General features: G+C 62.3%; 26 protein-coding genes, 1 tRNA gene and 1 pseudogene. 16 read left to right on the forward strand and 12 right to left on the reverse strand.

Annotated features, from left to right (window positions below):
• Positions 1 to 55 precede the first annotated feature (55 nt).
• From VH564_RS06360 to VH564_RS06385, 6 genes are read right to left on the reverse strand one after another with little or no spacing between them, the layout of a single operon-like run.
• On the reverse strand, positions 56 to 805 hold the full coding sequence (locus VH564_RS06360; protein ID WP_423338968.1) for an ABC transporter ATP-binding protein: 750 nt from the start codon (positions 803 to 805) through the stop codon (positions 56 to 58).
• Positions 802 to 1632 carry an ABC transporter ATP-binding protein gene (locus VH564_RS06365; RefSeq protein ID WP_423338969.1) on the reverse strand — a complete coding sequence of 277 codons (831 nt, stop codon included), beginning with the start codon at positions 1630 to 1632 and terminating at the stop codon, positions 802 to 804. Before VH564_RS06365 ends, VH564_RS06360 begins: the two co-directional genes overlap by 4 nt.
• The gene (locus tag VH564_RS06370; RefSeq protein WP_423338970.1) at positions 1629 to 2564 is read right to left on the reverse strand and encodes an ABC transporter permease; all 936 of its coding nucleotides are present in this window, start codon (positions 2562 to 2564) and stop codon (positions 1629 to 1631) included. Before VH564_RS06370 ends, VH564_RS06365 begins: the two co-directional genes overlap by 4 nt.
• Positions 2561 to 3628 carry an ABC transporter permease gene (locus VH564_RS06375; protein ID WP_423338971.1) on the reverse strand — a complete coding sequence of 356 codons (1068 nt, stop codon included), beginning with the start codon at positions 3626 to 3628 and terminating at the stop codon, positions 2561 to 2563. The genes VH564_RS06370 and VH564_RS06375 overlap by 4 nt, the downstream gene beginning before the upstream one ends.
• 18 nt (positions 3629 to 3646) lie before the next feature.
• Complete coding sequence (locus VH564_RS06380; RefSeq protein WP_423338972.1) at positions 3647 to 5293, reverse strand: ABC transporter substrate-binding protein; 1647 nt, start codon at positions 5291 to 5293, stop codon at positions 3647 to 3649.
• 43 nt (positions 5294 to 5336) lie between these two features.
• Entirely contained in the window at positions 5337 to 6398 is a 1062-nt protein-coding gene (locus tag VH564_RS06385) for a dipeptidase (RefSeq protein ID WP_423338973.1), read from the reverse strand.
• Positions 6399 to 6658: 260 nt separating this feature from the next.
• Between VH564_RS06385 and VH564_RS06390 the strand changes: the two genes are divergently transcribed.
• A complete protein-coding gene (locus VH564_RS06390; protein ID WP_423338974.1) occupies positions 6659 to 7168 on the forward strand; it encodes a DUF1993 domain-containing protein in 510 nt (169 codons plus the stop codon).
• 2 nt (positions 7169 to 7170) lie between these two features.
• Here VH564_RS06390 and VH564_RS06395 read toward each other — a convergent pair whose 3' ends face one another.
• From VH564_RS06395 to VH564_RS06415, 5 genes are all read right to left on the reverse strand, one after another.
• Complete coding sequence (locus tag VH564_RS06395; RefSeq protein WP_423338975.1) at positions 7171 to 8730, reverse strand: alkaline phosphatase family protein; 1560 nt, start codon at positions 8728 to 8730, stop codon at positions 7171 to 7173.
• Positions 8708 to 9691, reverse strand: a complete 984-nt coding sequence (galE, locus tag VH564_RS06400; protein ID WP_423338976.1) for a UDP-glucose 4-epimerase GalE — start codon at positions 9689 to 9691, stop codon at positions 8708 to 8710. Before galE ends, VH564_RS06395 begins: the two co-directional genes overlap by 23 nt.
• Before the next feature lie 280 nt (positions 9692 to 9971).
• Positions 9972 to 10259, reverse strand: coding sequence for a hypothetical protein (locus tag VH564_RS06405; protein ID WP_423338977.1), 288 nt, complete (start codon positions 10257 to 10259; stop codon positions 9972 to 9974).
• Between the two features lie 436 nt (positions 10260 to 10695).
• Positions 10696 to 10944 carry a hypothetical protein gene (locus tag VH564_RS06410; RefSeq protein WP_423338978.1) on the reverse strand — a complete coding sequence of 83 codons (249 nt, stop codon included), beginning with the start codon at positions 10942 to 10944 and terminating at the stop codon, positions 10696 to 10698.
• 151 nt (positions 10945 to 11095) lie between these two features.
• A tRNA-Ser gene (locus VH564_RS06415) sits at positions 11096 to 11185 on the reverse strand.
• A gap of 288 nt (positions 11186 to 11473) precedes the next feature.
• On the opposite strand from VH564_RS06415, the gene rplU reads away from it, so the two are divergent.
• From rplU to modC, 11 genes are all read left to right on the forward strand, one after another.
• Complete coding sequence (gene rplU / locus VH564_RS06420; RefSeq protein ID WP_111222079.1) at positions 11474 to 11791, forward strand: 50S ribosomal protein L21; 318 nt, start codon at positions 11474 to 11476, stop codon at positions 11789 to 11791.
• 30 nt (positions 11792 to 11821) lie between these two features.
• Positions 11822 to 12091 (forward strand): 50S ribosomal protein L27, encoded by a 270-nt coding sequence (gene rpmA, locus VH564_RS06425; protein ID WP_142824524.1) that lies wholly within the window; start codon positions 11822 to 11824, stop codon positions 12089 to 12091.
• Between the two features lie 126 nt (positions 12092 to 12217).
• The gene (locus tag VH564_RS06430) at positions 12218 to 12853 is read left to right on the forward strand and encodes a GNAT family N-acetyltransferase (protein WP_423338979.1); all 636 of its coding nucleotides are present in this window, start codon (positions 12218 to 12220) and stop codon (positions 12851 to 12853) included.
• Entirely contained in the window at positions 12850 to 13437 is a 588-nt protein-coding gene (locus VH564_RS06435; protein ID WP_423338980.1) for a GNAT family N-acetyltransferase, read from the forward strand. The genes VH564_RS06430 and VH564_RS06435 overlap by 4 nt, the downstream gene beginning before the upstream one ends.
• 176 nt (positions 13438 to 13613) lie before the next feature.
• Positions 13614 to 14708, forward strand: coding sequence for a GTPase ObgE (obgE, locus tag VH564_RS06440; RefSeq protein WP_423338981.1), 1095 nt, complete (start codon positions 13614 to 13616; stop codon positions 14706 to 14708).
• Positions 14705 to 15868, forward strand: coding sequence for a glutamate 5-kinase (gene proB, locus VH564_RS06445; protein WP_423338982.1), 1164 nt, complete (start codon positions 14705 to 14707; stop codon positions 15866 to 15868). Before obgE ends, proB begins: the two co-directional genes overlap by 4 nt.
• Complete coding sequence (locus VH564_RS06450) at positions 15861 to 17144, forward strand: glutamate-5-semialdehyde dehydrogenase (RefSeq protein ID WP_423338983.1); 1284 nt, start codon at positions 15861 to 15863, stop codon at positions 17142 to 17144. Before proB ends, VH564_RS06450 begins: the two co-directional genes overlap by 8 nt.
• A gap of 37 nt (positions 17145 to 17181) precedes the next feature.
• The gene (locus VH564_RS06455; RefSeq protein WP_423339393.1) at positions 17182 to 17772 is read left to right on the forward strand and encodes a nicotinate-nucleotide adenylyltransferase; all 591 of its coding nucleotides are present in this window, start codon (positions 17182 to 17184) and stop codon (positions 17770 to 17772) included.
• 514 nt (positions 17773 to 18286) lie between these two features.
• Entirely contained in the window at positions 18287 to 19081 is a 795-nt protein-coding gene (gene modA / locus VH564_RS06460) for a molybdate ABC transporter substrate-binding protein (RefSeq protein WP_423338984.1), read from the forward strand.
• Between the two features lie 66 nt (positions 19082 to 19147).
• Entirely contained in the window at positions 19148 to 19849 is a 702-nt protein-coding gene (gene modB, locus VH564_RS06465; protein WP_423338985.1) for a molybdate ABC transporter permease subunit, read from the forward strand.
• Positions 19846 to 20919: a molybdenum ABC transporter ATP-binding protein gene (gene modC, locus VH564_RS06470; RefSeq protein ID WP_423338986.1), complete on the forward strand. Its 1074-nt coding sequence runs from the start codon at positions 19846 to 19848 to the stop codon at positions 20917 to 20919. Before modB ends, modC begins: the two co-directional genes overlap by 4 nt.
• A gap of 9 nt (positions 20920 to 20928) precedes the next feature.
• Here the strand turns inward: modC and VH564_RS06475 are convergent, their stop codons facing one another.
• A complete protein-coding gene (locus VH564_RS06475) occupies positions 20929 to 21318 on the reverse strand; it encodes a winged helix-turn-helix domain-containing protein (RefSeq protein WP_423338987.1) in 390 nt (129 codons plus the stop codon).
• Between the two features lie 252 nt (positions 21319 to 21570).
• On the opposite strand from VH564_RS06475, the pseudogene rsfS reads away from it, so the two are divergent.
• The 4 genes and pseudogenes from rsfS (at position 21571) to VH564_RS06495 (ending at position 25499) form a co-directional block, all read left to right on the forward strand.
• Positions 21571 to 22013: pseudogene (rsfS, locus tag VH564_RS06480) on the forward strand (ribosome silencing factor).
• Between the two features lie 108 nt (positions 22014 to 22121).
• Positions 22122 to 22604, forward strand: a complete 483-nt coding sequence (gene rlmH, locus VH564_RS06485; protein WP_423338988.1) for a 23S rRNA (pseudouridine(1915)-N(3))-methyltransferase RlmH — start codon at positions 22122 to 22124, stop codon at positions 22602 to 22604.
• Positions 22605 to 22720: 116 nt separating this feature from the next.
• Positions 22721 to 24187, forward strand: a complete 1467-nt coding sequence (locus VH564_RS06490; protein ID WP_423338989.1) for a murein hydrolase activator EnvC family protein — start codon at positions 22721 to 22723, stop codon at positions 24185 to 24187.
• Entirely contained in the window at positions 24177 to 25499 is a 1323-nt protein-coding gene (locus VH564_RS06495; RefSeq protein ID WP_423338990.1) for a S41 family peptidase, read from the forward strand. The genes VH564_RS06490 and VH564_RS06495 overlap by 11 nt, the downstream gene beginning before the upstream one ends.
• Positions 25500 to 25552: the final 53 nt, after the last annotated feature.

A 25552-nucleotide genomic window follows, 5' to 3' on the forward strand; every position in this document is an offset into this window, starting at 1 on the left:
TCGTGTTTAAACCAGGCCTTAACCCTCCTTAGAGTTAACACGTTGAAATCTATACTTAGTCTCGGGAAAAGCCTTTGCTCGCGATCATCAGATTACGCGTATAATCCTCAGAGACGCGGCCGGCTGCCAGATCGGAAGATGAAATTCGCTCGACGACGGAGCCGTTCTGCATGACGGCCAGATGATCGCACATATGGGTGACGACGCCGAGGTCATGGCTGACCATGACGAAGGTGAGGTTGCGATCGCGGCGGATCTGTTCCAGCAGGTTGAGGACTTCGGCCTGCACGGAGGCATCGAGGGCCGATGTCGGCTCATCCAGCAGCAGGATCGACGGCTCGATAATCAGCGCCCGCGCGATTGCCACCCGCTGCCGCTGGCCGCCCGAGAGCTGGTGTGGGTAGCGGAAGCGGAAGCCGGCGCCGAGGCCCACTTCGTCGAGCGCCCGGGTGATGCGCCGCTCGCCGTCGTCGATCCCGTGGATCAACAACGGCTCGAGCAGCAGCCGGTCGATCGTCTGGCGTGGATGCAGCGATCCATAGGGATCCTGGAACACCATCTGGACATCGCGATAGAAGCGCTTGCTGCGCCTGGCGCCCTTCAGCGTTTCGCCTTCGATGCGGATCGTGCCTTCGTTGACCGGCGCAAGGCCTGCGACCGCCCGCAGCAAGGTCGACTTGCCGGAACCGGATTCGCCGACCAGACCGAAGGACTGGCCCTTTTCGACGGCGACGCTGACAGCGTTCAGCGCGTAGTAGCCTTCATAGATGACGCTGAGATTGTTGATCGACAGGGTCGTGGTCATGCAGCCCACTCCGGCTTGCGCTCGAGCACCGGCAATGGATGACGATCTTCGCCAATGACGGGCATGCAGTTGAGCAGGCCCCTTGTGTAGGGGTGCTGGGCGTTGCGCAGTTCCGACGCCGGCAGTTCCTCGACGATCTTGCCCGCATACATCACAATCACGCGGTCGCAGAAGGACGATACCAGCCGCAGATCGTGCGACACGAAGATCAGCCCCATGCCGCGCTCGGAGACCAGCTTGTCCATGATCCTGAGCACATCGAGCTGCACCGTCACGTCGAGCGCCGAGGTCGGCTCGTCGGCGATCAGCAGTTCCGGACCGGCGATCAGCATCATGGCGATCATCACCCGCTGCCCCATGCCGCCGGACACCTCATGCGGATGCAGGTCGTAGACCCGCTGCGGCTCGCGGATCTGCACCGCCTCCAACATGGCGAGCGCCCGATCGCGGGCCTCGGCCTTGCTCACCCGCTCATGGGTCCGCAGGGTTTCGCAAACCTGCCTGCCGATGGTCATGACCGGATCCAGCGAATATTTCGGGTCCTGCAGCACCATGGCGATGCGCTTGCCGCGCAGCGCCCGCCGCTCCCTGGGCGTGGCCTTCAGCAGATCCATGCCGTTGAAATCGAGCCTGTCAGCGGTCACGATCCCATGCGACTGGGTGAGGCCCATGATGGCACGGCCCGTCTGTGATTTGCCGGATCCGCTCTCGCCGACGATGCCGAGCCGTTCGCGACCGAGGGTGAAGGAAACGCCGCGAACGGCCTCGATCACGCCGGTGCGTGTCGGATAGCTTACCTTCAGGTTATCGACCGTCAGCATCGTCATCGGCCGCTCTCCTGCGGATCGAGCGCATCGCGAAGGCCGTCGCCCAGAAGATTGAAGCCGAGGCTGACGATGAGGATGGCAAAGCCCGGCATGGCGGCGACCCACCATTGGTCGAGGATGAAGCGGCGACCGGCCGCGATCATGGCGCCCCATTCGGGAAGCGGGGGCTGCGCGCCGAGCCCGAGGAAGCCGAGACCGGCAGCCGTGAGGATGATACCAGCCATATCGAGCGTCACCCGGACGATCAGCGAGGAGATACATAGCGGCATGACATGGCGGAAGATGATCCGCAGCGGCGAGGCACCCATCAGCCTGACGGCTGAAATATAATCCGAGCGCCGGACGGTCAGCGTTTCTGCCCGGGCAATGCGCGCATAGGGCGGCCAGGAGGTGATGGCGATGGCGATGATCGCATTCTGGATACCCGGCCCGAGGGCTGCCACGAAGGCCAGCGCCAGGACGAGCTTCGGGAAGGCAAGGAAGATGTCGGTGATGCGCATCAGAACGGCATCGAGCCATCCACCGACATATCCCGACACGGTGCCGACCAACAGTCCGATCGGCGCCGAGATGATCGCCACCAGCACGATGACCAGCAATGTCAGCCGCGATCCGTGCATGATCCGCGAGAAGATGTCCCGGCCCTGGTCGTCGGTGCCAAGCAGATAGCCCTGCGTTCCCGGCGGCAGCAGCCGGGCATTGGCCAGATCGCCGATCACGGGAGACTTGGTGGCGATCACATCGGCAAAAACCGCCATGAACAGCAGCCCGACGATGATCACCAGGCCGAGCACAGCCAGGTGATTGGCGGAAAACTGCCGCCAGGTGATGTAGGCGCGCCCGAGTCTTGCCTGCAGGCGGGACTGGGGCCGGTCGGAAAGAAGCCACTGGCGGCGGGTGAGCGGTGCTGCTGGTGTCGTTGGACCCGTCATTTGCGTCGTGTCCTTGGGTCGAGCGTCCGGTAGAGGATGTCGGACAGAAGGTTGATGCCGATGAAGACAGTGCCGATGACGATGGTGCCGCCGAGCACGGCGTTCATATCGGCATTCTGCAGAGAATTGGTGATGTAGAAGCCGATGCCCGGCCAGGAGAACACGGTTTCGGTCAACACGGAGCCTTCGAGCAGGCCGGCGTAGGACAGCGCGATGACCGTTACCAGCGGCACGGCGGCATTGCGCAACGCATGCGCCCAGATCACCCGTGTCTCGGACAAGCCTTTCGCCCGCACGGCAACGATGTATTCCTGGCCGAGCTCGTTGAGCATGAAGCTGCGCGTCATGCGGCTGATATAGGCAAGCGAGAAATAGCCGAGCAGCGAGGCCGGCAGGATGATGTGACGGAAGACGTCGTTGAACACGTCCCACTCGCCCTGCAGGGCGGCGTCGAGCAGGAACAGTCCGGTGATCGGCGTGAACGTGTATTCGTAGGTGATGTCGATACGGCCCGGGAAGGCTACCCAATTCAATTTGGCATAGAAGATCACCAGCGAGATCAGCGCCATCCAGAAGATGGGCACCGAATAGCCGACCAGCCCGATGACGCGCACCAGTTGATCGACAAAACTGCCCCGACGAACGGCGGCGAGCACGCCGAGCGGCACGCCGATCACAGAGCCGATGATCGTTCCAAGCGTTGCCAGCTCCAGCGTTGCCGGAAAGGCGCGGCGGATGTCGGTCATCACGGGGTTGGTGGTCAGCACCGAGGTGCCGAAATCGCCTGACAGCACGCCCTTGATATAGATGAAAAACTGCTCGTAGAGCGGCAGGTCGAGGCCGAGCTCTCGCCGCGTCCGCTCGATGACATGGGCCGGCGCCCGGTCGCCGAGGATGGCGAGAACCGGATCGATCGGCACGACGCGGCCGATGAAGAAGGTAACGGCCAAAAGGCCGAGATAGGTTGTTATGGCGATGCCGACAAAGCGCAGCACGGCCTTGACGATGGGCATGGTGCGGCCACCTGCGGGCCGCACCTCCATCCTGCGTTCAACTATGCTCAATGGACCAAACCTTCCGGACTACTCCTTCGATATCGGTCCGACGAAGTTGGTGTCGAAGCTCGGGCCGAGCGCGAAACCCTTGAGGTCCTTCTTGAAGGCGGCCACTTCGATCTGCTGGAAGATGATCGCGAACGGGCTGTTGTGCAGGAACTGCTTCTGCACGTCCTGATACATGGCAGCGCGTTTGTCAGCATCCGGCTCGAACAGGGCTGCGCGCGTGATCTTGTCGAGTTCAGGCGTCACGAAGGTGTTGCGCCAGGCGAGCGTCTTCACCTTGCCGGCGTCCGAGTTGTCCGGGTTGGTGGTGAAGGTTTCCGCGTTGGAGTTCGGATCCCAGTAGTCCATCCCCCAGTTGCCGATATAGATATCGTGGTTGCGGGCGCGGTACTTCGTCAGCGTCTGCTTGCCGTCGCCGGGAATGATCTCGAGCTTGATGCCGGCCTGCCCCAGCGTCTGCTGGATCGACTGGGCAACGCCGGTGATCGGCTCGATGTTGCGCACGTCCATGGTCACCGAGAAGCCGTCCTTGAGGCCTGCCTTGGCCAGCAATTCCTTGGCCTTGGCGACGTCGAACGTGAACGGCTTTTCCTCGAGCGCGCCGAGCACGCCCTTCGGCTCGAACGTCTGGCGGATTTCGCCGACGCCCTTGATCAGCGTCTTGCCGATGGCATCGTAGTCGATCAGGTAGCGGAAGGCTTCCTGGACTTCCGGCTTGGCAAGGTTGGGGTTCTTCTCGTTGAGGCTGATATAATAGACCGTGCCCTTCGGCGCGTTGGTGACGGAAACCTTGTCGCCCTTGGTGAGCGCATCCAGATCGCCCGGCTCGAGGTTTCGTGCGACGTCGATGTCGCCGTTTTCAAGCGCCAGCCGCTGGCCGGAGCTTTCCTTCATGAAGCGATAGATGACGCGGGCAAGCTTCGGCTTCTCGCCGTAGTAATTGTCGTTGCGCTCGAGAACGATGGCCTCGTTGGCGCGCCATTCGCGCAGCTTGAAGGGTCCAGAGCCGGCATAGCCGGTCTTCAGCCAGCCATTGCCGAAATCATTGTCGTACTTGTAGTCGGCCGACGGCGTGACCGGCTTGACGTGGTCGAGCACCAGCTTCTTGTCGACGACATTGGCAACAGTCGAGGTCAGGCAGTTCAGCACGAAGGACGGCGCATAGGCCTTGTCGACAGTGAAGGTGAAGGTCGTGGCATCGACAGCCTTCGCCTTTTCAGTCACGTTGTCGCCAGTAAGGCCGAACTGGGTGAGGATGAAAGCGGGGCTCTTGTCGAGCTTGACGGCGCGCTCGAAGGACCAGGCGACGTCTTCGGCCGTGATCGGGTTGCCGGAGGCGAACTTGAGGCCAGACTTGAGCTTGAACGTATAGGTCAGATGATCGTCGGATACCGTCCAGCTCTCGGCCAGGTCGCCCTTGACCTTGGTCGTGTCGGCGACGTCGAGGCGAACCAGCAGGCTGTAGGTATTGCCGGTGATCTCAGCCGTCGAGAGCTCGTAGGCCTCGCCCGGATCCATCGAGATGATGTCATCGAAGGCAAAGCCCTCGACCAGCGTATCCTTCGGCGTTGCAGCAAAGGTCACGCCCGGCGCCGAGGCCATCAGGATGGAAAGCGCAGCGCTCGCCGCGAGAAGGCGGGCGTTGCGGTGAATTGTGGTGATGATCATTTTGCTATTCCCCTGTTTTTTTAAAGTTTTATTCTTCGATGTCTCAGTGGGCGCTCGTCTCTCCCCAGGCGGACGCCAGAACCCGAAGCCAGTTTTCCCGGCACAGTTTCACCAGATCCTCCTCACCATAGCCAACGTTCAGCAGGGCAGCAATCAGCTTCTGGTTGCCGGCGGCATCCCCTATTTCCTCCGGAATGGTCGCCCCGTCGAAGTCCGAACCAAGCCCGACGCAGTCGATGCCCATGCGCTGCACCAGGTAGTCGACATGGCGGATCATGTCTTCAAGCGGGGTGTCTGCCTCTGAGCGGCCGTCGGCCCGCAGCATCGCCGTCGCGTAGTTCAGGCCGACGATACCGCGTCTCTCCTTGATGGCATCGAGCTGCCGGTCCGTCAGATTTCGGGCAACGGGGGTAAGCGCGTGGGCATTCGAATGGCTGGCAACCAGCGGCTGGTCGGAGGTTTTCGCCACGTCCCAGAAGCCCTTCTCGGTGATATGGGCAAGGTCGATCAGGATGCCGAGTTCGTTGCAGCGCCTGACCAACGCGAAACCGGCGCCGGTCAAGCCGGGACCTGTGTCTGGCGACATCGGAAAGGCGAAGGGCACGCCATGCGCAAAGACGTTGTTGCGGCTCCAGACGGGGCCGAGCGAACGCAGTCCGGCTGCATGGAATGTCTCGAGCGCCACCAGATCGGCATCGATCGCCTCGCAGCCTTCCATATGCAGCACGGCAGCGAAAACGCCCTTCGCCATGCTGTCGCGGATATCACTGGTGGTGCGGCAGAGCTTCCAGGCACCGTCGCGATCGAGGCGGAGGGCGATCGCCGCCATCTCGTGCGCGATGTCGAGCGACGCGTGGCGCTCGAGCGGCGCAGCCATGGGTGTGACGTAGTGGCCGTTGTGGTCCGGCTCGGCGAAGACGAGATCGCCGGAGGGAATGTAGATGGCACAGAGCCCGCCTGCCAGGCCACCCGCCTTGGACCTCGGAGCGTCCATATGGCCGCTGGACGTTCCGTCCCTGAACTCGGCGACCGGATCGGCCCCTTTTTTCTGATGCGACCAAAGCCGCAGGAGCACGTCGTTGTGGCCGTCGAATACCAATTGCATGTTCAATCCTGGCAGTCTGCCGATCTATCGGAATCATCAGCATAAAAAGGCTGACAGGATTCGCCATCCCCCAGCGAAAATAAATCGTGCCGCCGTGACCCCTGCCCCAACGCGCAAGGTTTAATCTTCGCGGCAGCGAAACGGCCGATGACATCGGCCACGGCGGACCCCATTTCTTGCGCCAGCGTCATGCGATGGACCGCCGGAACGGGCAGGACGTCGCTCGCAACGCGCCACCACTCGTCACAAGGGAGATTACGATGACGCTTTCAATGTACCGCATGACTGTGCCTGTCTTTCAACGCGGTCTCGCGACCCTCAACGCCTATCTCGATAAGGCGGAGGCTCACGCCACGGAAAAGGCGCTCGATCCAGGGATGCTGGTCAATGCCCGCCTGGCTCCCGACATGCTGACGCTGTCCGGCCAGTTCCAGCGCGCCAGCGATACGGCCAAGCTGACGATCGCCCGGCTCGGCGCCATCGATGCACCCTCGTTCGAGGATAGCGAGACAACGATCGCCGAGTTGCGCGAGCGCGTGGCTAAAACGGCGGCTTTCCTGGCAACCATAGGAGAGGACACGCTCGCTGGCAGCGAGACGCGCCAGGTGACGATCTCGCCCGGCGGCGTCAAGATGACGTTCCGGGGCGACGATTATCTCGCCAGCTTCGCGCTGCCGAACTTCTACTTCCATATCGCCACCGCCCACGCGATCCTGCGCCAGCAGGGAGTGGCCATCGGCAAACGGGACTATCTCGGCGCTTTTGCCTGAGCCTAGGCTCCGGGCCGGTACGTCACCGGCCCGTCTGCCGTGAGCTCGGTATAGGCGAGCGTCTGGTCGAGATGCTCTGCCCTTAGCGCCAAAAGGCGCTCGGCATAGGCAAGCCGTGTCGCCAGGTAGTCGGGTTCGTCGGCGAGATTGACGAGTTCGGACGGGTCGGCCTTGAGGTCGAACAGCAATGGCGGCAAGCCGGCAAAATGCACGTATTTGAATGCCTCGTCGCGAATGACGGAAAGATTGCAGGCATTCGACTTCAGCCCGAAATGCGCTTCCGCCTGTCCTTCGGCGATGTCGCGGAAATCGAACTCCCAGAACGCCGCATCGCGCCATGTCTGTGGACCTTCGCCATCGAGAAATGGGACCAGCGTCTCGCCATCGACATGGTTGCCAGGTCGAAGACCAAGCCTGTCGCAGAGGGTCGGGAAGACGTCGACCGAGCTGGTGAAGCTTTCGACCACGGTCCCGGCGCTGTGGGGCGCCTTAGGGTCGCGAATGACCAGCGGGATATGGTAGCTGCCGTCGAAAAAGCCGGCCTTGCCCAGCGTCCAGTGGTCGCCGGCCATCTCGGCATGATCGGAAGTGAAGATGATCAGCGTGTTGTCCCAGGCACCCGCGTCCTTCAGCGCCTGACAGGCGCGGCCGATCTGCGCGTCGACTTCCGCGATCATGCCGTAATAGATGGCGCGGATGGCGCGGAAATCCTGCGACGACCAGTCGCTGAGCGGCCCATCGGCACCGTGGATGAAATGGCCCTGATTCCCCCGTGACATCATATAGGCGAGGAACGGATGCGACGCCTGCTCGACCGCCGCCGTTTCGGCGCGGGGCATGTCCGGCCCGTCATCGGCGCTGAACATGGTGTTGTAGGGCGCTGGGACGGAAAAGGGCGGATGCGGCCGCAGCAGCGACACATGGGCGAACCAGGGTGCCTCCTGTTCTCCCAGCCAGCGCTGGAATTCCCCGATCAGGAAGGCCGTCTGCGTCTCATCCTTGGAATAGCAGGGGGAGCCATCCGAGATCTCTCCGGGTTTGGCCCCGACGGGAATATGAATATCGCGGCTGGTCGCCTCGCTGTGGCCACGTTCCCGCAACCAGGAAAGCCACTGCTTCTCGTGCTCGGGTAGCAGCTGGCGGGCGGTGAAGCCGGGAAGGACGCCTTCATAGGTCGTCAGGTGCGGATCCCGGGCATCGAGGCGGCGCGGATCGCGCGCAGTGTCAGTATAGCCGAACAGGGTCGGCTCATATCCGGCTCGGCGGGCGGCCAACGCGACATTGTCGAAACGGGCGTCGAGCGGAGACCCATTGCGACAGACGCGATTGTTCATCTGGTAGAGGCCGGTATAGAGCGTCGCCCGCGCCGGCGAGCAGGGTGCGGTTCCCGCAAAATGCCGGCGGAACAGCACGCCCTCGGCGGCCAGTGCATCGATGTTCGGCGTACGCACAGCGGGATGCCCGACGACTGAAAGGCAATCGCCTCGCCATTGGTCGGCAGTGATCAGCAGCACATTCGGCCGGTCGGGATGGGAAGGCTCAGTGATGGTTGGTTTTTGCATGCCAGTTCCAGGCAGATTGAATGATCTGCGAGAGGTCGTAGCGCGGCACCCAGCCGAGCACGGCCTTCGCCTTGTCGTTGTTGGCAACAAGCGTGGTCGAATCGCCTTCGCGACGATCGACATATTCGACCGGGAAAGGCTGCTTCGTCACGTCCTCGATCGCCGATAGAAGCTCCTTCACCGTCGTGCCCGTCCCGGTCCCGAGATTGAGCGCCACGGAGGCCCCGCCCTCCAGAAGATACTGGACGGCCCGGACATGGGCATCGGCGAGATCGAGCACGTGGATATAATCGCGCACACAGGTGCCGTCGCGCGTCTCGTAGTCGCTGCCGAACACCTTGAAGCCGGCGCGCCGACCGAGCGCCGCATCGATTGCCAGAGGGATGGCATGGGTTTCCGGCTTGTGCCACTCCCCGACCCGACCCTCGAAATCAGCGCCGGCCGCGTTGAAGTAGCGCAGGATGACCGAATGGAAGCCGGTGTAGCGATCGTAATCCGCGAGCGCCTGCTCGACGATATATTTGGTCTGGCCGTAGGGATTGATCGGCACCTGCCGATGGGTCTCGTCGAGCGGCACGCTCTGCGGCAGCCCATAGGTGGCGCAGGTCGAGGAAAACACGAAGGCCTTGATCCCGGCCGCCTGGGCCGCCGAGAGCAGCGTCAAGGTACCGACAACGTTGTTCTCATAAAAGGCGACGGGGTCCTTGACCGATTCTCCGACTTCGATCAGCGCCGCGAAATGCAGGATGGCCGATGGCTTGTGTCGCGCGATCACCTCGTCGAGCCGCGCCCGGTCGCGAATGTCGCCCTGTTCGACAGGGCCCCATTTGACGAATTCGGGATGGCCGTTCGAGAAATTGTCGTAGACGACGGGCAGGAAGCCCTTGTTGGCGAGGTCGAGGCAGGTATGCGAGCCGATATAGCCAGCGCCACCCACAACGAGAATCGTTTCTCCGGCCATGCGTCGCTCTCCGATTGTTAAGCCCTGAAAGCCTTAGACCAGTCGCTTGACAAGAAAAAGGTAGGCCGATCAAAAATCGAACCGATGGGCCGCTTGACTGTGCACGGGCTCCCACGCTCCGCCAATGACGGAAAACCTGAGCGCCTGAACCGAGACAAGCGGAATGCTCGGATGGATCGAAGCCGCCTAGCGTGCAGACATGGCAAAGCCGCCGGTTCGCGGCTATGCAGGCTCAGATGTATGGAGAGTCCGGGAGGACCGGCCTTTCGACCGGAAGCGCCTACTTGTTGCGCATCAGCCAGATCTTGCCGGCCATGGTGATTTCGTGGGCGTCCAGCTCGGGCGCTTCTTCCTGGTTGCAGCGCTCGACCAGCCCCATCTCGCGCAGTTCTTCGAGGGTCGTGTTGGTCAGGAACTTGACCTTCTGCGGCCGCTCCTTGAAACGGTCGGTCTTTGCATAAGTCACCACGGCATTCAGGTGAGTCCACTTCTTCGGTGGCTGCGGAAAAAGCTTCCCGTCCTTGGCAAGCTTCAACCCTCTGATCTGAGTCGGCGTGAGCGTAATCATAGTGTGTCCTTGAGATTCTAAAAGTTGTGCCTTACGGCCAAAAAGAGGGCTTGAACAACCCTCTTGTTTTTCTGTTGTCGCCCTCCCTAGCAGATCAATCGGCAAAAAGATAAGGATCTGTGCAATCCGACCGCGTTTCAGCGCAATCAAGGCTAACGCGATCCCATTATTTCGTCTTATATTGCAAATTCAGCAGGCGGCACCGGCCAGTCTCGCGACTTTCATTGACCGCCGAATACGGGCGGCGCCCCGTGGATCACCACCAGCAGCGCTCTTATATCTACATGCGAAGGCCCATCTCCCCATTGCCGCAGCGCTACGCAGGCCATGAAGCACATGATTTTCTCCACCAACAAGGGCCCGGCCAGTGCGGAGGTAGAGAGTCGGGCGCGTCGATAAAACGACGGCCGCAGGCGAATGCGCAGTCCGCCCTCGTTCAGGCGATGTTCTGATGAACGCCCTGCACGGGCTTTCCCCATGTCAAAGTCCACAACGGCTCTTCACCGGGCATGTGCGTATAGGTAAAGCGCTCCGTCACGGCGGCCTCTCCGAGCACGTCGACGATCCATTCCGTCGGAGCGCGGCGACAAAGCTGTCTGTTCTTCAGCCACGAACTGAGATCCTGCCTGCTGCCGTAGACGATTTCGGTCGGCTTATCGGGAAGTTCGAGAGTCCAGTATATCATTGCCGTTCTCTAATTTAGATAATGGCCCGTTACTGGAAAAAGCTTACACCTGCCTGAACAACCCTCGCGCCGAGAACGGTTCCACAGACATCTCGCAGGAGATGGCGAATAGGTTAGGGCTGGTCGGGTCAGAAACGGCGGAAGACGGGAATGGCGGAGAGGGTGGGATTTGAACCCACGGTGCCCTTGCAGGCACGCCGCATTTCGAGTGCGGTACATTCAACCACTCTGCCACCTCTCCGCGGAACCGGTTGACGCTGTGAAGCGCGCCGTCCTCATAGCGAGAGAAACTTCATATGGCAAGGGCGAAAGTCGATAGTTTTCACCCTTTTGCCTTGACAGATTTTGACCCCTCGCGTAAGTGCCGAGCCCAATAGGCGTGGAGAAGTCCCGCCCTTTGCGCTTTCGCGTTCCGCGCAAGCATCACCGGCAGGCCGGTTCGGGCACAAGCCCTTTCCCCTGCTCAATGTCGACTGATAAAAAGACGGCCCCCTCAGGGAGAGCCGGAACGAACATGAAAGGATAACCAATGTTCGCAGTCATCAAGACCGGCGGTAAGCAGTACCGTGTGGCAGCAAACGACGTGCTGACCATCGAGAAGCTCGACGTCATCGCCGGCGATATCGTAGAATTTAACGAAGTCCTGATGATCGGCGTCGGCGCCGACGCTTCCATCGGCGCTCCCTTCGTTGTCGGCGCAACCGTCAAGGCTGAGGTTGTCGAGCACAATCGCGCCCGCAAGGTCATCGCCTTCAAGAAGCGTCGTCGTCAGAATTCCAAGCGTTCGCGCGGTCATCGTCAGCATCACACGGTTGTCCGCATCACCGACATCGTCGCTGCCGTTTAAGATCACGGACAGGTTTAAAGGAGAAATCCCATGGCACATAAAAAAGCAGGCGGTTCGTCGCGCAACGGTCGTGATTCCGAGTCCAAGCGCCTCGGCGTGAAGAAGTTCGGCGGCGAAGCTGTGATTGCAGGCAACATCATTCTGCGCCAGCGTGGCACGCAGTGGCATCCGGGCGCCAATGTTGGCCTCGGCAAGGACCACACGATTTTCGCGCTGACCCCAGGTAACGTCGCCTATCGTACCAAGGCCAATGGCCGCGTCTACGTATCTGTAATGCCGAAAGCAGAAGCAGCGGAATAAAGCCGGAAGCGTTCTAGCAGCCGGCGTCTCATCGACCCGGCTGACCGCATCAGGTTCAGTCTTAGAAAAAGGGGAGATGGGGCGCCATCTCCCCTTTTTTCTTTACCCCCACAGGAGGACTGAACAGTGCAAAGCGAATTGTTAAGGGAGGACCAATCGAGGTCGCCCCAAGACCGGTCGAGGCCGGAGAGGTTAAGGCCCGATTGCCCCGTCTTGTTATCGGAGCGGCTCGTTCTGCGCGCGCCGCACAAAGACGACATCGAAGCCCTTGCCCATCTCGCCAACAACGCCAATGTCGCCACCATGGTATCGCGCATGCCGCACCCATATACGACCAAGGACGCCGCCGATTTTGTGCGACGCACGACGTCTGGCGAGATTGGCAAGTGCCTCTATGCGATCACCAAACAGGAAAACGGCGCCTTTCTCGGTTGCTGTGGCATAGAGCCGGGCCAGGATCCCGCAACCGTCGAGATCGGCTACTGGCTGGGCGAGCCCTACTGGAACCAGGGCTTCATGACGGAAGCAGCCCACGCGCTGATCGACATGGTGTTTCGCACGAGGCCTGAGGTCGAGCAAATCGACGCGCGCTGCAGGGTTACCAACGTCGCGTCGCGGCGGGTGATCCACAAGTGCGGCTTCCAGTTCCAGGGCTCCGGGCTGGTGGCGTCGCTGGCGCTCGGCAGCACGGTGTCGGTCGAGTGGTTCCGGCTGGATCGCCGGACCTGGATGTCGTTGCGCAGCTGGGGGGCACTGAGATGAACGCCGCCGTCCTCCAGCGTCGCCCGACCCCGATGACGGGCCCCGGCCCCGAACCGGTCATACGCACCGCCCGCCTGACGCTACGGCCCCATCGCCTGAGCGATGCCGACGCGATCACCGGCTCCCTGTCGGATTTCGCGGTCACCCGCATGCTGGCGCGGGTGCCGGTGCCGTACGTCAGGCAGGACGCCCTCGACTGGCTGGTGCCGCGCGCGTCCGGCATCCTCGATGACTGGGCGCTCGCCATCACCGAGGGTGACGATGTCCATATCGGCACAGTTGCCATCGAGCGGCGCCACGACCGCTGGCACGTCGGCTACTGGCTGAACCGCTACTACTGGAAGCGCGGCTTCATGGGCGAGGCGGTTGCTGCCACTCTGGAACGTTTCGGCCGGCGGATGCCGGGCGAGACTATCCATTCCGGCGTGTTCGTCGACAATCCTGCGTCGCTGAAGCTGCAGGCCAATCTCGGCTTCCGCATCACCGGCTGCTCGGAGGTCTACAGCTTTGCCCGCAGCACCATGGTGCCGCATGTCGAAACCGTGTTGGCGCTCGGCGATTTGCGGTTGCCGACAGCCGCCTGACACAGAAAAACCGCCGCCGGATTGCCGGCGGCGGTCCTTTATAAGCAGACTGCGAGACCCTCGCCGGCAGCTATGCTATAGCTGCTGCAGATAACGATAATCTTTGACCTCCGTCACAACCGCCTATATCGAAGGCGGAATGACGGGCGCAAACTGACCGAATAGCGAAGAATACGATGAAATTTCTCGACGAAGCAAAAGTCTACATCCGCTCCGGCGACGGCGGCGGCGGCAGCGTCTCCTTCCGGCGTGAAAAATTCATCGAGTTCGGCGGCCCCGATGGCGGCGACGGCGGACGCGGCGGCGACGTTTGGGTCGAGGCGGTCAACGGCCTGAATACGTTGATCGATTTTCGTTTCCAGCAGCATTTCAAGGCGCAGATCGGCACCCACGGCATGGGCCGCAACCGCACCGGCGCCAATGGCGAGCACGTGACGCTGAAGGTGCCTGTCGGCACGCAGGTCTTCGAGGAAGACGCCGAGACGATGATCTGCGACCTCACCTTCGAGGGCCAGCGCTTTCGGATCGCTGCCGGCGGCAATGGCGGCTTCGGCAACGCCCATTTCAAATCCGCGACCAACCAGTCGCCGGATTGGGCCAATCCGGGCCTCGAGGGCGAAGAGAAGACCATCTGGCTGCGGCTGAAGCTGATTGCCGATGCCGGTCTCGTCGGCATGCCGAATGCCGGCAAGTCGACCTTCCTCGCCTCGGTCACCCGCGCCCGGCCGAAGATCGCCAACTATCCTTTCACGACGCTGCATCCCAATCTCGGCGTTGCGACCGTCGACGGAACCGAATTCATTCTGGCCGACATCCCGGGCCTGATCGAAGGCGCCCATGAGGGCGTCGGCATCGGCGACCGCTTCCTCGGCCATGTCGAGCGCACCCGCGTGCTGCTGCATCTGGTCTCGGCCCAGGAAGAGAAGGTCGGCAAGGCCTACAAGACGGTCCGGCACGAGCTCGAGGCCTATGACGAGGCGCTTGGCGAAAAGCTTGAGATCGTCGCCCTGTCGCAGGTCGACATTCTCGACGATGCCGAACTCAAGAAGAAGACCAAGGAACTCGCCCGCGCCTGCGGTCACACGCCCTATCAGATCTCGGCGATCACGGGCAACGGCATGACCGACCTGCTGCGCGCGCTGCGCGACATCATCGCCATCGGCGAAACTGAAGACAAGCCGATGAAGGCGCTGAAGAACCGCCACAGGGATACGGTCGACCTGGTCGCGGACGAGAGCAACGAAAGCGGGGACGAGGAGCAGGAGGGATGACAGCCCGACAGCCGCTCGACCGCTACCGGCGCATCGTCATCAAGATCGGCTCGGCGCTGCTGGTCGACCGCGGCACCGGGCTGAAGAAGGCCTGGCTCGATGCCATCTGCGCCGACATCGCAGCGTTGAAGGCCGGGGGTGTCGATGTCCTCGTGGTCTCCTCAGGCGCCATCGCGCTTGGCCGCTCCGTGCTCGATCTCGCCAGCGGCGCCTTGAAACTCGAGGAAAGCCAGGCGGCAGCGGCTGTCGGACAGATTGCGCTGGCCCGTGCCTGGTCGGAAAGCCTGTCGCAGGGCGACATCGTCGCCGGCCAGATTCTCCTGACGCTCGGCGACACGGAAGAGCGCCGCCGCTATCTCAATGCCCGCGCCACCATCAACCAGCTGTTGAAACTCGGCGCCGTGCCGATCATCAACGAGAACGACACCGTCGCCACCAGCGAGATCCGCTATGGCGACAATGACCGGCTCGCGGCGCGTGTCGCCACCATGACCGGCGCCGACTTGCTGATCCTCCTGTCCGACATCGACGGCCTCTACACCGCTCCGCCACATCTTGACCCGGACGCCCGCTTCCTCGAAACCGTCGCTGAAATCACGCTCGAAATCGAGGCGATGGCCGGCGGTGCTGCTTCGGAGTTGTCGCGCGGCGGCATGCGCACCAAGATCGATGCCGGCAAGATCGCCACCGGTGCCGGCTGCGCCATGATCATTGCCTCCGGCAAGACCGACCGACCGCTCTCCGCCATCGACCAGGGCGCCCGCTCTTCCTGGTTCGCGCCCTCGGGCACACCGGTGACGGCGCGAAAGACCTGGATTGCCGGACAATTGCAGCCGGCTGGCGAGCTGCATGTCGATGCCGGCGCGGTCACCGCGCTCGGGGCCGGCAAGAGCCTGCTGCCGGCCGGCGTGCGTTCGGTCGTCGGCCACTTCGGCCGCGGCGATACGGTCGCCGTCATCGGCCCCGCCGGCCGCGAGATCGGCCGCGGGCTCGCCGGTTACGATGCCGAAGAGGCGCGTCAGATCACCGGCCGCAAGTCGGCGGAGATCGAGGCCATTCTCGGCTATGCCGGCCGCGCCGCCATGGTCCACCGCGACGATCTGGTGATGACCGCCGGAACACAGGCGGCGAAGAACCGAAGGGACGAAGCCCATGCTTGATGCCGTGACATCCAGCCCCGACATCGATCGCCTGATGGCAGAGATCGGCCGGCAGGCCCGCGCCGCATCGCGGCCTCTGTCCTTTGCCTCGCCCGATTCGAAAAACCAAGCGTTGAACGCCATGGCCGACGCCATCCTCGCGCGCCGTGCCCACATCCTGGCTGAAAACGCTAGGGACCTGCACGACGTCGAAGGCACCGGCATGCTCGCCTCGTCGATCGACCGGCTGACGCTGACCGATGCCCGCATCGACGCCATGACCGACGGCATCCGCACCATCGCCGCCCTTGCCGATCCGGTCGGCGAAGTCATTGCCGCCTGGGATCGGCCGAACGGCCTGAAGATCGAACGGGTCCGCACGCCGCTCGGCGTCATCGGCGTCATCTTCGAAAGCCGCCCCAATGTTACAGCCGATGCCGGCGCGCTTTGCCTCAAGGCCGGCAATGTCGCGATCCTGCGATGCGGCAGCGATTCGCGCCGGTCGTCGCAGGCGATCCATGCCTGCCTCGTCGAGGGATTGAAGGCGGCAGGCCTGCCGGAGCACGCGATCCAGCTGGTGCCGGTCACCGACCGCGCCGCTGTCGGCGCCATGCTTGCCGGCCTCGACGGCAACATCGACGTCATCGTGCCGCGCGGCGGCAAGAGCCTGGTGGCGCGCGTGCAGAGCGAGGCCCGCGTGCCGGTCTTTGCCCATCTCGAAGGCATCTGCCACATCTACATCGATGGCTCCGCCAAACTGGATATGGCGAAGGACATCGTCGTCAATGCCAAGATGCGCCGCACCGGCGTCTGCGGTGCCGCAGAGACGCTGCTCGTTGATCGGTCGGTCGCAGCCACGCATCTGAAGCCGCTTGTCGACGCGCTTTCGGCAGCAGGCTGCGAAATCCGCGGCTCGGGCGAGGTGCTCCAGACTATCCCCGGATTGAAGCCGGCTACCGACGAGGATTGGTCGACGGAATATCTCGATGCCATTATATCGATTGCTATCGTTGATGGAGTCTCCGGCGCGATCGAACATATAGCCCGCTATTCGTCCCACCACACGGAAGCCGTCATCGCCGAGAATCCTGATGTAGCCGAACGATTCTTCACCGAAATCGATTCGGCGATCCTGCTGCACAATGCCTCGACCCAATTTGCCGACGGCGGCGAGTTCGGCATGGGCGCGGAAATCGGCATTGCCACGGGCAAGATGCATGCGCGCGGGCCCGTCGGCGTCGAGCAACTGACCTCGTTCAAATACCGGGTACGCGGCAGCGGACAGATTCGGCCTTGATGTGACGATAGACAAAGTCGACGCCCATTATCTGCGCATGCCACATGCTGAACGCGGCATGGTCGTTGGCCTGTTCGGCGGCTCCTTCAATCCGCCGCATCCGGGCCATTTTCTGGTCGCCGAGATCGCCATTCGCCGGCTCGGGCTTGACCAGCTCTGGTGGATGGTCACGCCGGGCAACCCGTTGAAAAACATCAGCCAGCTGGCGCCGCTTGCCGAGCGTATCGCGCTCAGCGAGAAGATCGCCACAGATCCGCGCATCAAGGTGACCGGCTTCGAACAGGCGCTGAACATGCGCTACACCGCCGATACGCTCGCCCGCGTCAAGGCGCTGAACAGCCACGTCAATTTCATCTGGATCATGGGCGCCGACAGCCTCAGCAGCTTTCACAAGTGGCAGAAATGGCAGACCATCGCCAACACCTTCCCGATCGCCGTCATCGACCGACCGGGTTCAACGCTGTCGCATCTGTCGGCAAAGATGGCAAAGACCTTCCACTACGCCCGCGTCGACGAGGATGACGCCCGTATCCTGTGGAAGAAGCGCGCGCCAGCCTGGACCTTCATCCATGGACCGCGCTCGACGCTGAGCTCGACCGCCCTGCGCGAAGAACAACAGAAGACTTAATTTCGGAAATTGAAACCCTCCAAAATGAAAAGCCCGACGGGGGAGGAGATCCGTCGGGCCTATCAAAACTGATTAACAGCTGGGAGGAGGAGCGCTGTCAATCCAAATCGAAAGGCGCTGGGAGGAGGAGTGCGCCGTTCGATGATTTGAATTTAGCATTTTTATCCGGGATGAAAATCCCCGATATCGCAATGCAGCCATGCATAAAACGCATGATTAGAAGATGATGGTGCCCAAAATTAGCTCTTTTGAAAGGTTTGAGGGGGCGCACCGACTGGATCACCCGACATACACCTGCAATTTCTCGACAATCACTCCATTTTGCGAGCCGGCAACACGGCGTGAAGTCGCCGTCGTGGCGTGAGCTATGCGCAATCGACAAGACCGGTAGAGTTTCGCCTAGTGGACGAAATAGCTGAAATCGTTGTCAATTAGCTCTCTTTCCCACGCCCCTCTAGTCAAAGGCAGATGAGCGATATATTCCTTGAAATATGTCGCTTGTCCGGAGATCCTCATGTCCAACAGCCATTCATGGTGGAAGCCTGCCGTCGCCTTTGTTGCGCTCTTTTTAGGATTTGCGTCTGGCTCGGCACCGGCCGCTGCTGCTAGCTCTCAGAAGATCGTCATTTTCGCGGCCGCTAGCCTGAAAAACGCCCTCGACAATGCCAATGCGGCTTATACCGCCCAGACCGGCAAACAGGTGACCGTCTCCTATGCGGCGAGTTCGGCGCTCGCCAAGCAGATCGAGGGCGGCGCTCCTGCCGATATCTTCATATCAGCCGACACCGACTGGATGGCCTATCTCGGCGAGAAAAATCTTCTCAAGCCGGACACGCAGGTCAACCTGCTTGGCAACGAAATCGTTTTGATCGGCGCGAAGGACAAGGCCCAGCCGGTTGAAATCAAGGCCGGCATGGACCTGGCGGGCCTTCTCGGCGCCGGGCGCCTTGCCATGGGCCAGGTCGATTCCGTGCCTGCCGGCAAATACGGCAAGGCAGCGCTGGAAAAACTTGGCCTATGGTCGTCGGTCGAAAACAAGGTGGCCGGCGCCGAGAGCGTCCGCGCCGCGCTGGCGCTCGTCTCGCGCGGCGAGGCCCCCTATGGGATCGTCTACCAGACCGACGCCGCCTCGGACCCCGGCGTTGCTATCGTCGGCACATTTCCGCAAGCGAGCCACCCGCCGATCATCTATCCGCTGGCCATCACCGCAACCAGCAAGAACAAGGACGTCGATGCCTACTATGATTTTCTGAAATCCTCGAAGGCCGAGCCTTTCTTCCAGGATGCAGGCTTCACGATTCTGAACTGACGGGTTCTCGTAACAATATTCCGATATCGAGGCTTGCCGGCGGGCTGACGTGAAGAGAGGGCGGCTTTGGACGGGTGGCAACTGAGCAACGACGAGTGGACGGCGATTCTGCTCAGCCTGCGCGTCTCCTGCGTCGCCATGCTCGTTAGCCTGCCTTTTGGCATAGGCGCCGCACTCCTGCTTGCTCGCGGCCGCTTCTGGGGCCGGTCGCTGCTGAACGGCGTCATCCACATGCCGCTCATCCTGCCGCCCGTGGTGACTGGCTTTATCTTGCTGATCCTGTTCGGTCGCCGCGGCGTCATCGGCGCCTTTCTCGACAGTCATTTCGGGATCGTCTTCTCGTTTCGCTGGACCGGCGCAGCACTTGCCTGCGGCATCATGGGCTTCCCCTTGATGGTGCGCAGCATCCGCCTCTCGCTCGAGGCAGTCGACCGCAAGCTCGAGGAGGCCGCAGGCACGCTGGGCGCCAGCCCCCTATGGATATTCCTGACCATCACCCTGCCTCTCACCCTGCCCGGCATCATCGCCGGCATGATCCTCTCCTTCGCCAAGGCGATGGGCGAATTCGGCGCCACCATTACCTTCGTCTCGAACATTCCCGGCGAGACCCAGACCCTGTCCTCGGCGATCTATACCTTCACCCAGGTGCCGGGCGGCGATGCCGGCGCGCTGCGCTTGACTGTCGTTGCTATACTGATCTCGATGGCCGCGCTGCTGGCCTCCGAGTTCCTCGCGCGCTGGGTCGGTCGGAGGGTCGAATTCGAATGACGCTGACCGTCGACATCCGCCACCGGCTCGGCGCCTTTGCGCTGGAAGCCGCCTTCACGGCAGAAGGCGGCGTTACCGCGCTTTTCGGACGCTCCGGCTCGGGTAAAACCTCTCTGGTCCGCAGCATTGCGGGTCTCATTCGCCCCGACCACGGCCATATCGCCCTCGACGGCCGGGTCCTGACGGATACCGACCGCAATGTCTTCACACCGCGCCACCGTCGCCGCTTCGGCTACGTCTTCCAGGAGGCACGGCTGTTTCCGCACCTTTCGGTGCGCCAGAACCTCGCCTATGGCCGATGGTTTGCCAAGAGCCCTCCACGCGACGACCAATTCGGCACCGTCGTCGAATTGCTCGGCATCGGCGAGCTTCTCGACCGCCGACCCGGCCGGCTTTCCGGCGGAGAGAAGCAGCGTGTGGCGATCGGGCGCGCCCTGCTCGCCAGACCTCGGCTGCTGCTGATGGACGAGCCGCTGGCGGCTCTCGACGAAGAACGCAAGGCCGAGATCCTGCCCTATCTCGAGCGGTTGCGCGACGAGACGAAAATTCCGATCGTTTATGTCAGCCACTCGATCGCCGAAGTGGCGCGGCTCGCCAACCAGGTTGTGCTGCTTCGTGACGGTCGGGTCGAAGCCATAGGCAGCGCCGTCGAGGTGCTGAGCATGCCATCGACCGCCCAGGGCATGGAACGCCGGGAGGCCGGCGCGCTGCTGCAAGGCCGCGTCGAGAGCCTATCGCAGCAGCACCACCTGTCGACCATTGTCCTGAAGACGGCAACGCTGCTGGTGCCAGGCATCTCCCTGCCGGTCGGCAAGGACGTGCGGATCCATATCCCTGCCCGCGACGTCATGCTGGCAACGCGCCGGCCGGAGGGACTGAGCGCCCTCAATGTTCTCGAAGGCACCATTACCGCCATTACCACCATCGCCGACGGCACGTTGGAGGTCCGCGTCGCCTGCGGTGGCGATGCCATCCTATCGCGCATCACCCAATTGTCGGGCGAGCGGTTGGGGCTTGCCGATGGAATGACGGTCTATGCGGTGATTAAAACGGTCGCCCTGCAGTCCTGACCGGCGTTGTCAGCCCTCGGGCGGCGGCGTGCCGGCTGAGCCTGGACGATAATGGGCTTCGAGCCATCCGATATCGTCGGCAAGCAGCGTCTCGGCGGCACGCTCCATTGTGCGGAACCGCTGCAGCAGCGCCTCGCCGAAGGGCGTCAACGCTGCCCCGCCGCCCTTTTGCCCGCCGCGCTGGGATTCCACCGATGGCTTGTCGAACATCCGGTTGAGATCGCTCACCAACAGCCAGGCACGGCGATAAGACATATTCATCGCCCGGCCGGCGGCAGAGATCGAACCGGTGGCACGAATATGCTCGAGCAGGGCCATTTTGCCACGGCCAAGCCTGTCTTGTCCGGGAAAGGCGATTCGCAGGATGACATCTGCAGTCTGGCGGGAATCTCTGGTCATGACCGGCAACTTTCGAGCGATGTCACCCTATACGCGGCGACGTCCGGGCTGTATATGGGCGAACCCGGAGCCAAGGAGCCTGGACTGGGCTTCATTTGCGTGCATTTGCGCGCGAGCGATGCCACAAAAGCACCAGATGCCGATAAACTCGGCTCCGACCGACCACGCAGACCTGCGCGCGTCTTGAAACCTTAAGGGTTTAATGTCTATCTTATGAGTCGATTTGGACGCTCGTTCAGATCGATCGCGTGCATGTTCTGTTACTCCTGAAAGGAAAAGCACTGACAACAGTACACGCCAAGGGAAGAACGCTCGCCGTTGCCCCGAAGAGCCCGGAACGTGGCGTTGATGCCGCCGCCCGCGCCCTGCAAGCCGTCCTCGCCAGCCTCGAGGATTCCAAAGCTGAAAATATCGCCACCATCGACATTGTGGGCAAGTCCGCGCTCGGCGACTACATGGTAGTCGTATCCGGCCGTTCGAACCGCCATGTCTTGGCGATCGCCGACCACCTGACCTCCGATATCAAGAGCGAAGGTTTTGGCAACCCGCGCGTCGAGGGTCTGGACGCCGGCGACTGGGTGTTGATCGACACCGGTGACATTATCGTCCATGTCTTCCGTCCGGAAATCCGCGAGTTCTACAACATCGAAAAGATGTGGGCCGCGCCGGATCTCGACGAGGGTACGATACACTAGCAGATCCGGTTTCCCGGACTGTCGCGCAGATTTGACTGGCCGCCATGGCGAATGCCGCGCGGCAAGCTCATTTTTGTGGCCTTGATGGCCTTAGTCTCGGGAGTGGATATGCGCATTGGATTGTTTGCCGTTGGCCGGTTGAAAACCGGTCCGGAAAAGGATCTTGCGGCCCGCTATTTCGACCGCTTTGCCAAGACCGGGCCGGCCATCGGCCTGGATTTCTCGCGCGTCAACGAGGTGGCCGAAAGCCGCGCCTCGAACGGTGAAACGCGAAAACGCGAGGAAGCATCGATGCTCTTGAAGGCGCTGCCGGACGCCGGCGTCCTGCTGTTGCTCGACGAACGCGGCAAGGCGATGGACAGCGAAGCCTTCGCCGCTCTTCTCGGCCAATATCGCGACCAGGGTAAGCGCGACCTGACGATCGCCATCGGCGGCGCCGATGGTCTCGATCCCTCGCTCTACGACCGCGCCGACGCCACTGTCTGCTTGGGCAAGATGACCTGGCCACACCAGCTGGTGCGCATCCTGATTGCCGAGCAACTCTATCGCGCCGTCACCATTCTGTCCGGCCATCCCTATCATCGCGTCTGATCTTAACGGATCACTCACAGAGGCGTGATTTCGGCCGACATCCGCGGATAACTCTTGGCCATCGGCGGCAAATCAGCTTACGCCTGCGCGACAGAGAAACCTTAAGCATAACAGAGATGAACCGATCCGCCGCCCCGCTGCCGCGTCTGCTCCTGCCGCCCGTCGCGGCATGTTTCGGCATGGCCTTGCTGCTGGCCGCAATCGCCACAGGTGGCTGGCAGGCGCGGGCCGAAGACGGCGTCGCCGACCCGACGGCCGCCCGCACACCGTCAGACCAGACCGCGAGCCCGGACGCGGAAGCGGCGGCCAGCCAACCGCCGGTCGATCCCGCCGCCGACCTGGCAGAGAAACGTGACCAGACGCGCGCCGAGCTCGATAGTCTGTCGAAATCCATCAGCCTTTCAGCTGAAAAACAGAAACAGCTTCAGGACAGCGTCGCCACCCTCGACAAGAGCAATGCCAGCCTGCGCCAGGCGCTCATCGATTCGGCCGCGCGCCGAAAGACGCTCGACCAGAAGATTGAGGACAGTGAAAGGGCGCTGACCGATCTCAAGGTCAAGGAAGGCGGCATTCGCCGCTCGCTGCACCAACGGCGCGGCCTGTTGGCCGAAGTGCTGGCCGCCCTCGAGCGAATGGGACGCAACCCGCCGCCGGCCCTGCTGGTCAGCCCCGACGACGCGCTGAACTCGGTGCGTAGCGCTATCCTTCTCGGCGCCGTCGTGCCTGGAATGCGCAAGGCGACGGAGAAGCTGCTGGCCGACCTTGGAGAACTCTCGACGCTCGAAGCCTCGACGGCAAAGGCAAAGGCCGATCTCTCGAAGACGCTGACCGACAGCCTCGAGGAAGAGCGCCGGATGGATCTGCTGATCGCCGAGAACGATCGTCAGAGCAAGGAAAGTGCGGCGCAGATCGAAGCGGAGCGCAAGCGCGCCGAACAATTGGCGGGACAGGCAACCAGTCTCGAAGGCCTGGTAGCCTCGCTCGAAAGCCAGATCGGCTCGGTGCGCAGCGCCGCCACGGCCGCGCGCGAGGAGGAAGAGCGCCGCCAGCTGATGACCGACGAACAGCGCGCCGCGGCCAAGGCCCTGGCCGAAAGCGGGGTGCCCGATAAAAACCGCATTGCCCCCGCATATCGATTTTCAGACCTCAAGCAGAAGCTCGAGCTGCCTGTGGCCGGTGACATTCTTCGGCATTTTGGAGACGACGACGGAACGGGACATACGGCCTCCGGCTTGACGCTGGCAACGGGTCCCGGCGCGCTTGTCACAGCGCCCGCCGATGGCCTGGTGGTTTATGCCGGCGCCTTCCGCAGCTACGGACAGATGATCATCCTCGATACCGGCGACGGCTTTCACATGGTGCTTTCAGGCATGGATGCGATCAAGACGCGCCAGGGAAAATTCGTTTTTGCCGGTGAACCGCTTGCGGTGATGGGCGAAAAAAGAGTGGCAAGTGCGACGGCATTGGCGCTGGAAACGAACAGGCCAACGCTTTACATTGAATTTCGAAAAGACGGTAAGCCGGTTGATTCTCAACCCTGGTGGACCGCAAAGGATACTGGAAAGGCACGCAATGATTCGTAGGGCTTCTCTTGTCGTCATCGGCGCATTGATGGGTGCGACCGCCATGGGCGTCATTTACTCAGCAGGAGTCCCGGCGGAAGCTGCGAGCGGTTCCACCTATAAGGAACTGTCGGTATTCGGCGATGTCTTCGAAAGGGTGCGCGCGCAATACGTCACGCCGCCGCAGGAAGACAAGCTGATCGAGGCCGCCATCAACGGCATGCTCGCCTCGCTCGATCCGCATTCGAGCTACATGAATGCCAAGGACGCCCAGGACATGCGCACCCAGACCAAGGGTGAGTTCGGCGGCCTCGGCATCGAAGTGACGATGGACAAGGACCAGATCAAGGTCGGCTCGACCATCGAGAACACGCCCGCCGACAAGGCCGGCGTCAAGGCCGGCGACTTCATCACCGCCATCGACGGCGCACCGGTCAAGGGCCTGAAGCTCGAAGACGCCGTGCTGAAGATGCGTGGCGAGGTCAAGACACCGATCAAGCTCACCCTGCAGCGCACCGGCGTCGACAAGCCGATCGAACTGACGATCGTCCGCGACATCATCCCCGTTGCCGCCGTACGTTCGCATGTCGAGAACGATGTCGGCTACATCCGCATCCTGCAGTTCACCGAAAAGACGACACCGGATCTGGAAGCGGCGATCCAGAAGATCAAGCAGACGGTTCCGGCCGACAAGCTCAAGGGCTATGTCCTCGACCTGCGCCTCAACCCGGGCGGCCTGCTCGACCAGGCAATCAATGTCTGCGACGACGTGCTGGAACGCGGCGAGGTCGTTTCGACCCGCGGCCGCAACCCGGACGAAACCCGTCGCTACAATGCCGGTCCCGGCGACCTGACCGACGGCAAGCCGATCATCGTCCTGATCAACGGCGGCTCGGCCTCGGCCTCGGAAATCGTCGCCGGCGCCCTGCAGGACCTGCGCCGCGCGACTATCCTCGGGACGCGCTCCTTCGGCAAGGGTTCGGTCCAGACGATCATCCCGCTCGGCGAAAACGGCGCGCTGCGCCTGACCACGGCGCTCTACTACACGCCGTCGGGCCGCTCGATCCAGGGCACCGGTATCACGCCCGACATCAAGGTCGACGAGCCCCTGCCCGACGACCTGAAGGGCAAGATGGTCACCGAAGGCGAATCCACCTTGCGCGGCCACATCAAGGGCCAGTCGGAAACTGACGAAGGCTCTGGCTCGGAAGCCTATGTGCCGCCTGAGGTCAAGGACGACGTCCAGCTGAACTACGCGCTCGACCTGTTGCGCGGCGTCAAGAAGGACCCGGCCTTCCCGCCGAACCCGGACAAGGCGGTCGTCGCCAAGTAAGAACAATAGCGCCGGGCTGGAAACAGACCCGGCGCCTTCACGAGACGAACAGC

This window comes from Rhizobium sp. HT1-10 (assembly GCF_049472505.1).
In the GTDB taxonomy this organism is placed as follows: Bacteria; Pseudomonadota; Alphaproteobacteria; order Rhizobiales; family Rhizobiaceae; genus Rhizobium.

Coding starts and splice junctions, on each gene's coding strand:
- VH564_RS06360 (WP_423338968.1), bottom strand. CDS start 805: ATGACCACGACCCTGTCGATCAACAATCTCAGCGTCATCTATGAAGGC.
- VH564_RS06380 (WP_423338972.1), bottom strand. CDS start 5,293: ATGATCATCACCACAATTCACCGCAACGCCCGCCTTCTCGCGGCGAGC.
- VH564_RS06410 (WP_423338978.1), bottom strand. CDS start 10,944: ATGATATACTGGACTCTCGAACTTCCCGATAAGCCGACCGAAATCGTC.
- VH564_RS06490 (WP_423338989.1), top strand. CDS start 22,721: ATGAACCGATCCGCCGCCCCGCTGCCGCGTCTGCTCCTGCCGCCCGTC.
- rlmH (WP_423338988.1), top strand. CDS start 22,122: ATGCGCATTGGATTGTTTGCCGTTGGCCGGTTGAAAACCGGTCCGGAA.
- VH564_RS06475 (WP_423338987.1), bottom strand. CDS start 21,318: ATGACCAGAGATTCCCGCCAGACTGCAGATGTCATCCTGCGAATCGCC.
- VH564_RS06455 (WP_423339393.1), top strand. CDS start 17,182: ATGCCACATGCTGAACGCGGCATGGTCGTTGGCCTGTTCGGCGGCTCC.
- proB (WP_423338982.1), top strand. CDS start 14,705: ATGACAGCCCGACAGCCGCTCGACCGCTACCGGCGCATCGTCATCAAG.
- VH564_RS06495 (WP_423338990.1), top strand. CDS start 24,177: ATGATTCGTAGGGCTTCTCTTGTCGTCATCGGCGCATTGATGGGTGCG.
- VH564_RS06435 (WP_423338980.1), top strand. CDS start 12,850: ATGAACGCCGCCGTCCTCCAGCGTCGCCCGACCCCGATGACGGGCCCC.
- galE (WP_423338976.1), bottom strand. CDS start 9,691: ATGGCCGGAGAAACGATTCTCGTTGTGGGTGGCGCTGGCTATATCGGC.
- VH564_RS06370 (WP_423338970.1), bottom strand. CDS start 2,564: ATGACGGGTCCAACGACACCAGCAGCACCGCTCACCCGCCGCCAGTGG.
- VH564_RS06395 (WP_423338975.1), bottom strand. CDS start 8,730: ATGCAAAAACCAACCATCACTGAGCCTTCCCATCCCGACCGGCCGAAT.
- modA (WP_423338984.1), top strand. CDS start 18,287: ATGTCCAACAGCCATTCATGGTGGAAGCCTGCCGTCGCCTTTGTTGCG.
- VH564_RS06390 (WP_423338974.1), top strand. CDS start 6,659: ATGACGCTTTCAATGTACCGCATGACTGTGCCTGTCTTTCAACGCGGT.
- rpmA (WP_142824524.1), top strand. CDS start 11,822: ATGGCACATAAAAAAGCAGGCGGTTCGTCGCGCAACGGTCGTGATTCC.
- VH564_RS06450 (WP_423338983.1), top strand. CDS start 15,861: ATGCTTGATGCCGTGACATCCAGCCCCGACATCGATCGCCTGATGGCA.
- modC (WP_423338986.1), top strand. CDS start 19,846: ATGACGCTGACCGTCGACATCCGCCACCGGCTCGGCGCCTTTGCGCTG.
- VH564_RS06365 (WP_423338969.1), bottom strand. CDS start 1,632: ATGACGATGCTGACGGTCGATAACCTGAAGGTAAGCTATCCGACACGC.
- VH564_RS06405 (WP_423338977.1), bottom strand. CDS start 10,259: ATGATTACGCTCACGCCGACTCAGATCAGAGGGTTGAAGCTTGCCAAG.
- rplU (WP_111222079.1), top strand. CDS start 11,474: ATGTTCGCAGTCATCAAGACCGGCGGTAAGCAGTACCGTGTGGCAGCA.
- obgE (WP_423338981.1), top strand. CDS start 13,614: ATGAAATTTCTCGACGAAGCAAAAGTCTACATCCGCTCCGGCGACGGC.
- VH564_RS06385 (WP_423338973.1), bottom strand. CDS start 6,398: ATGCAATTGGTATTCGACGGCCACAACGACGTGCTCCTGCGGCTTTGG.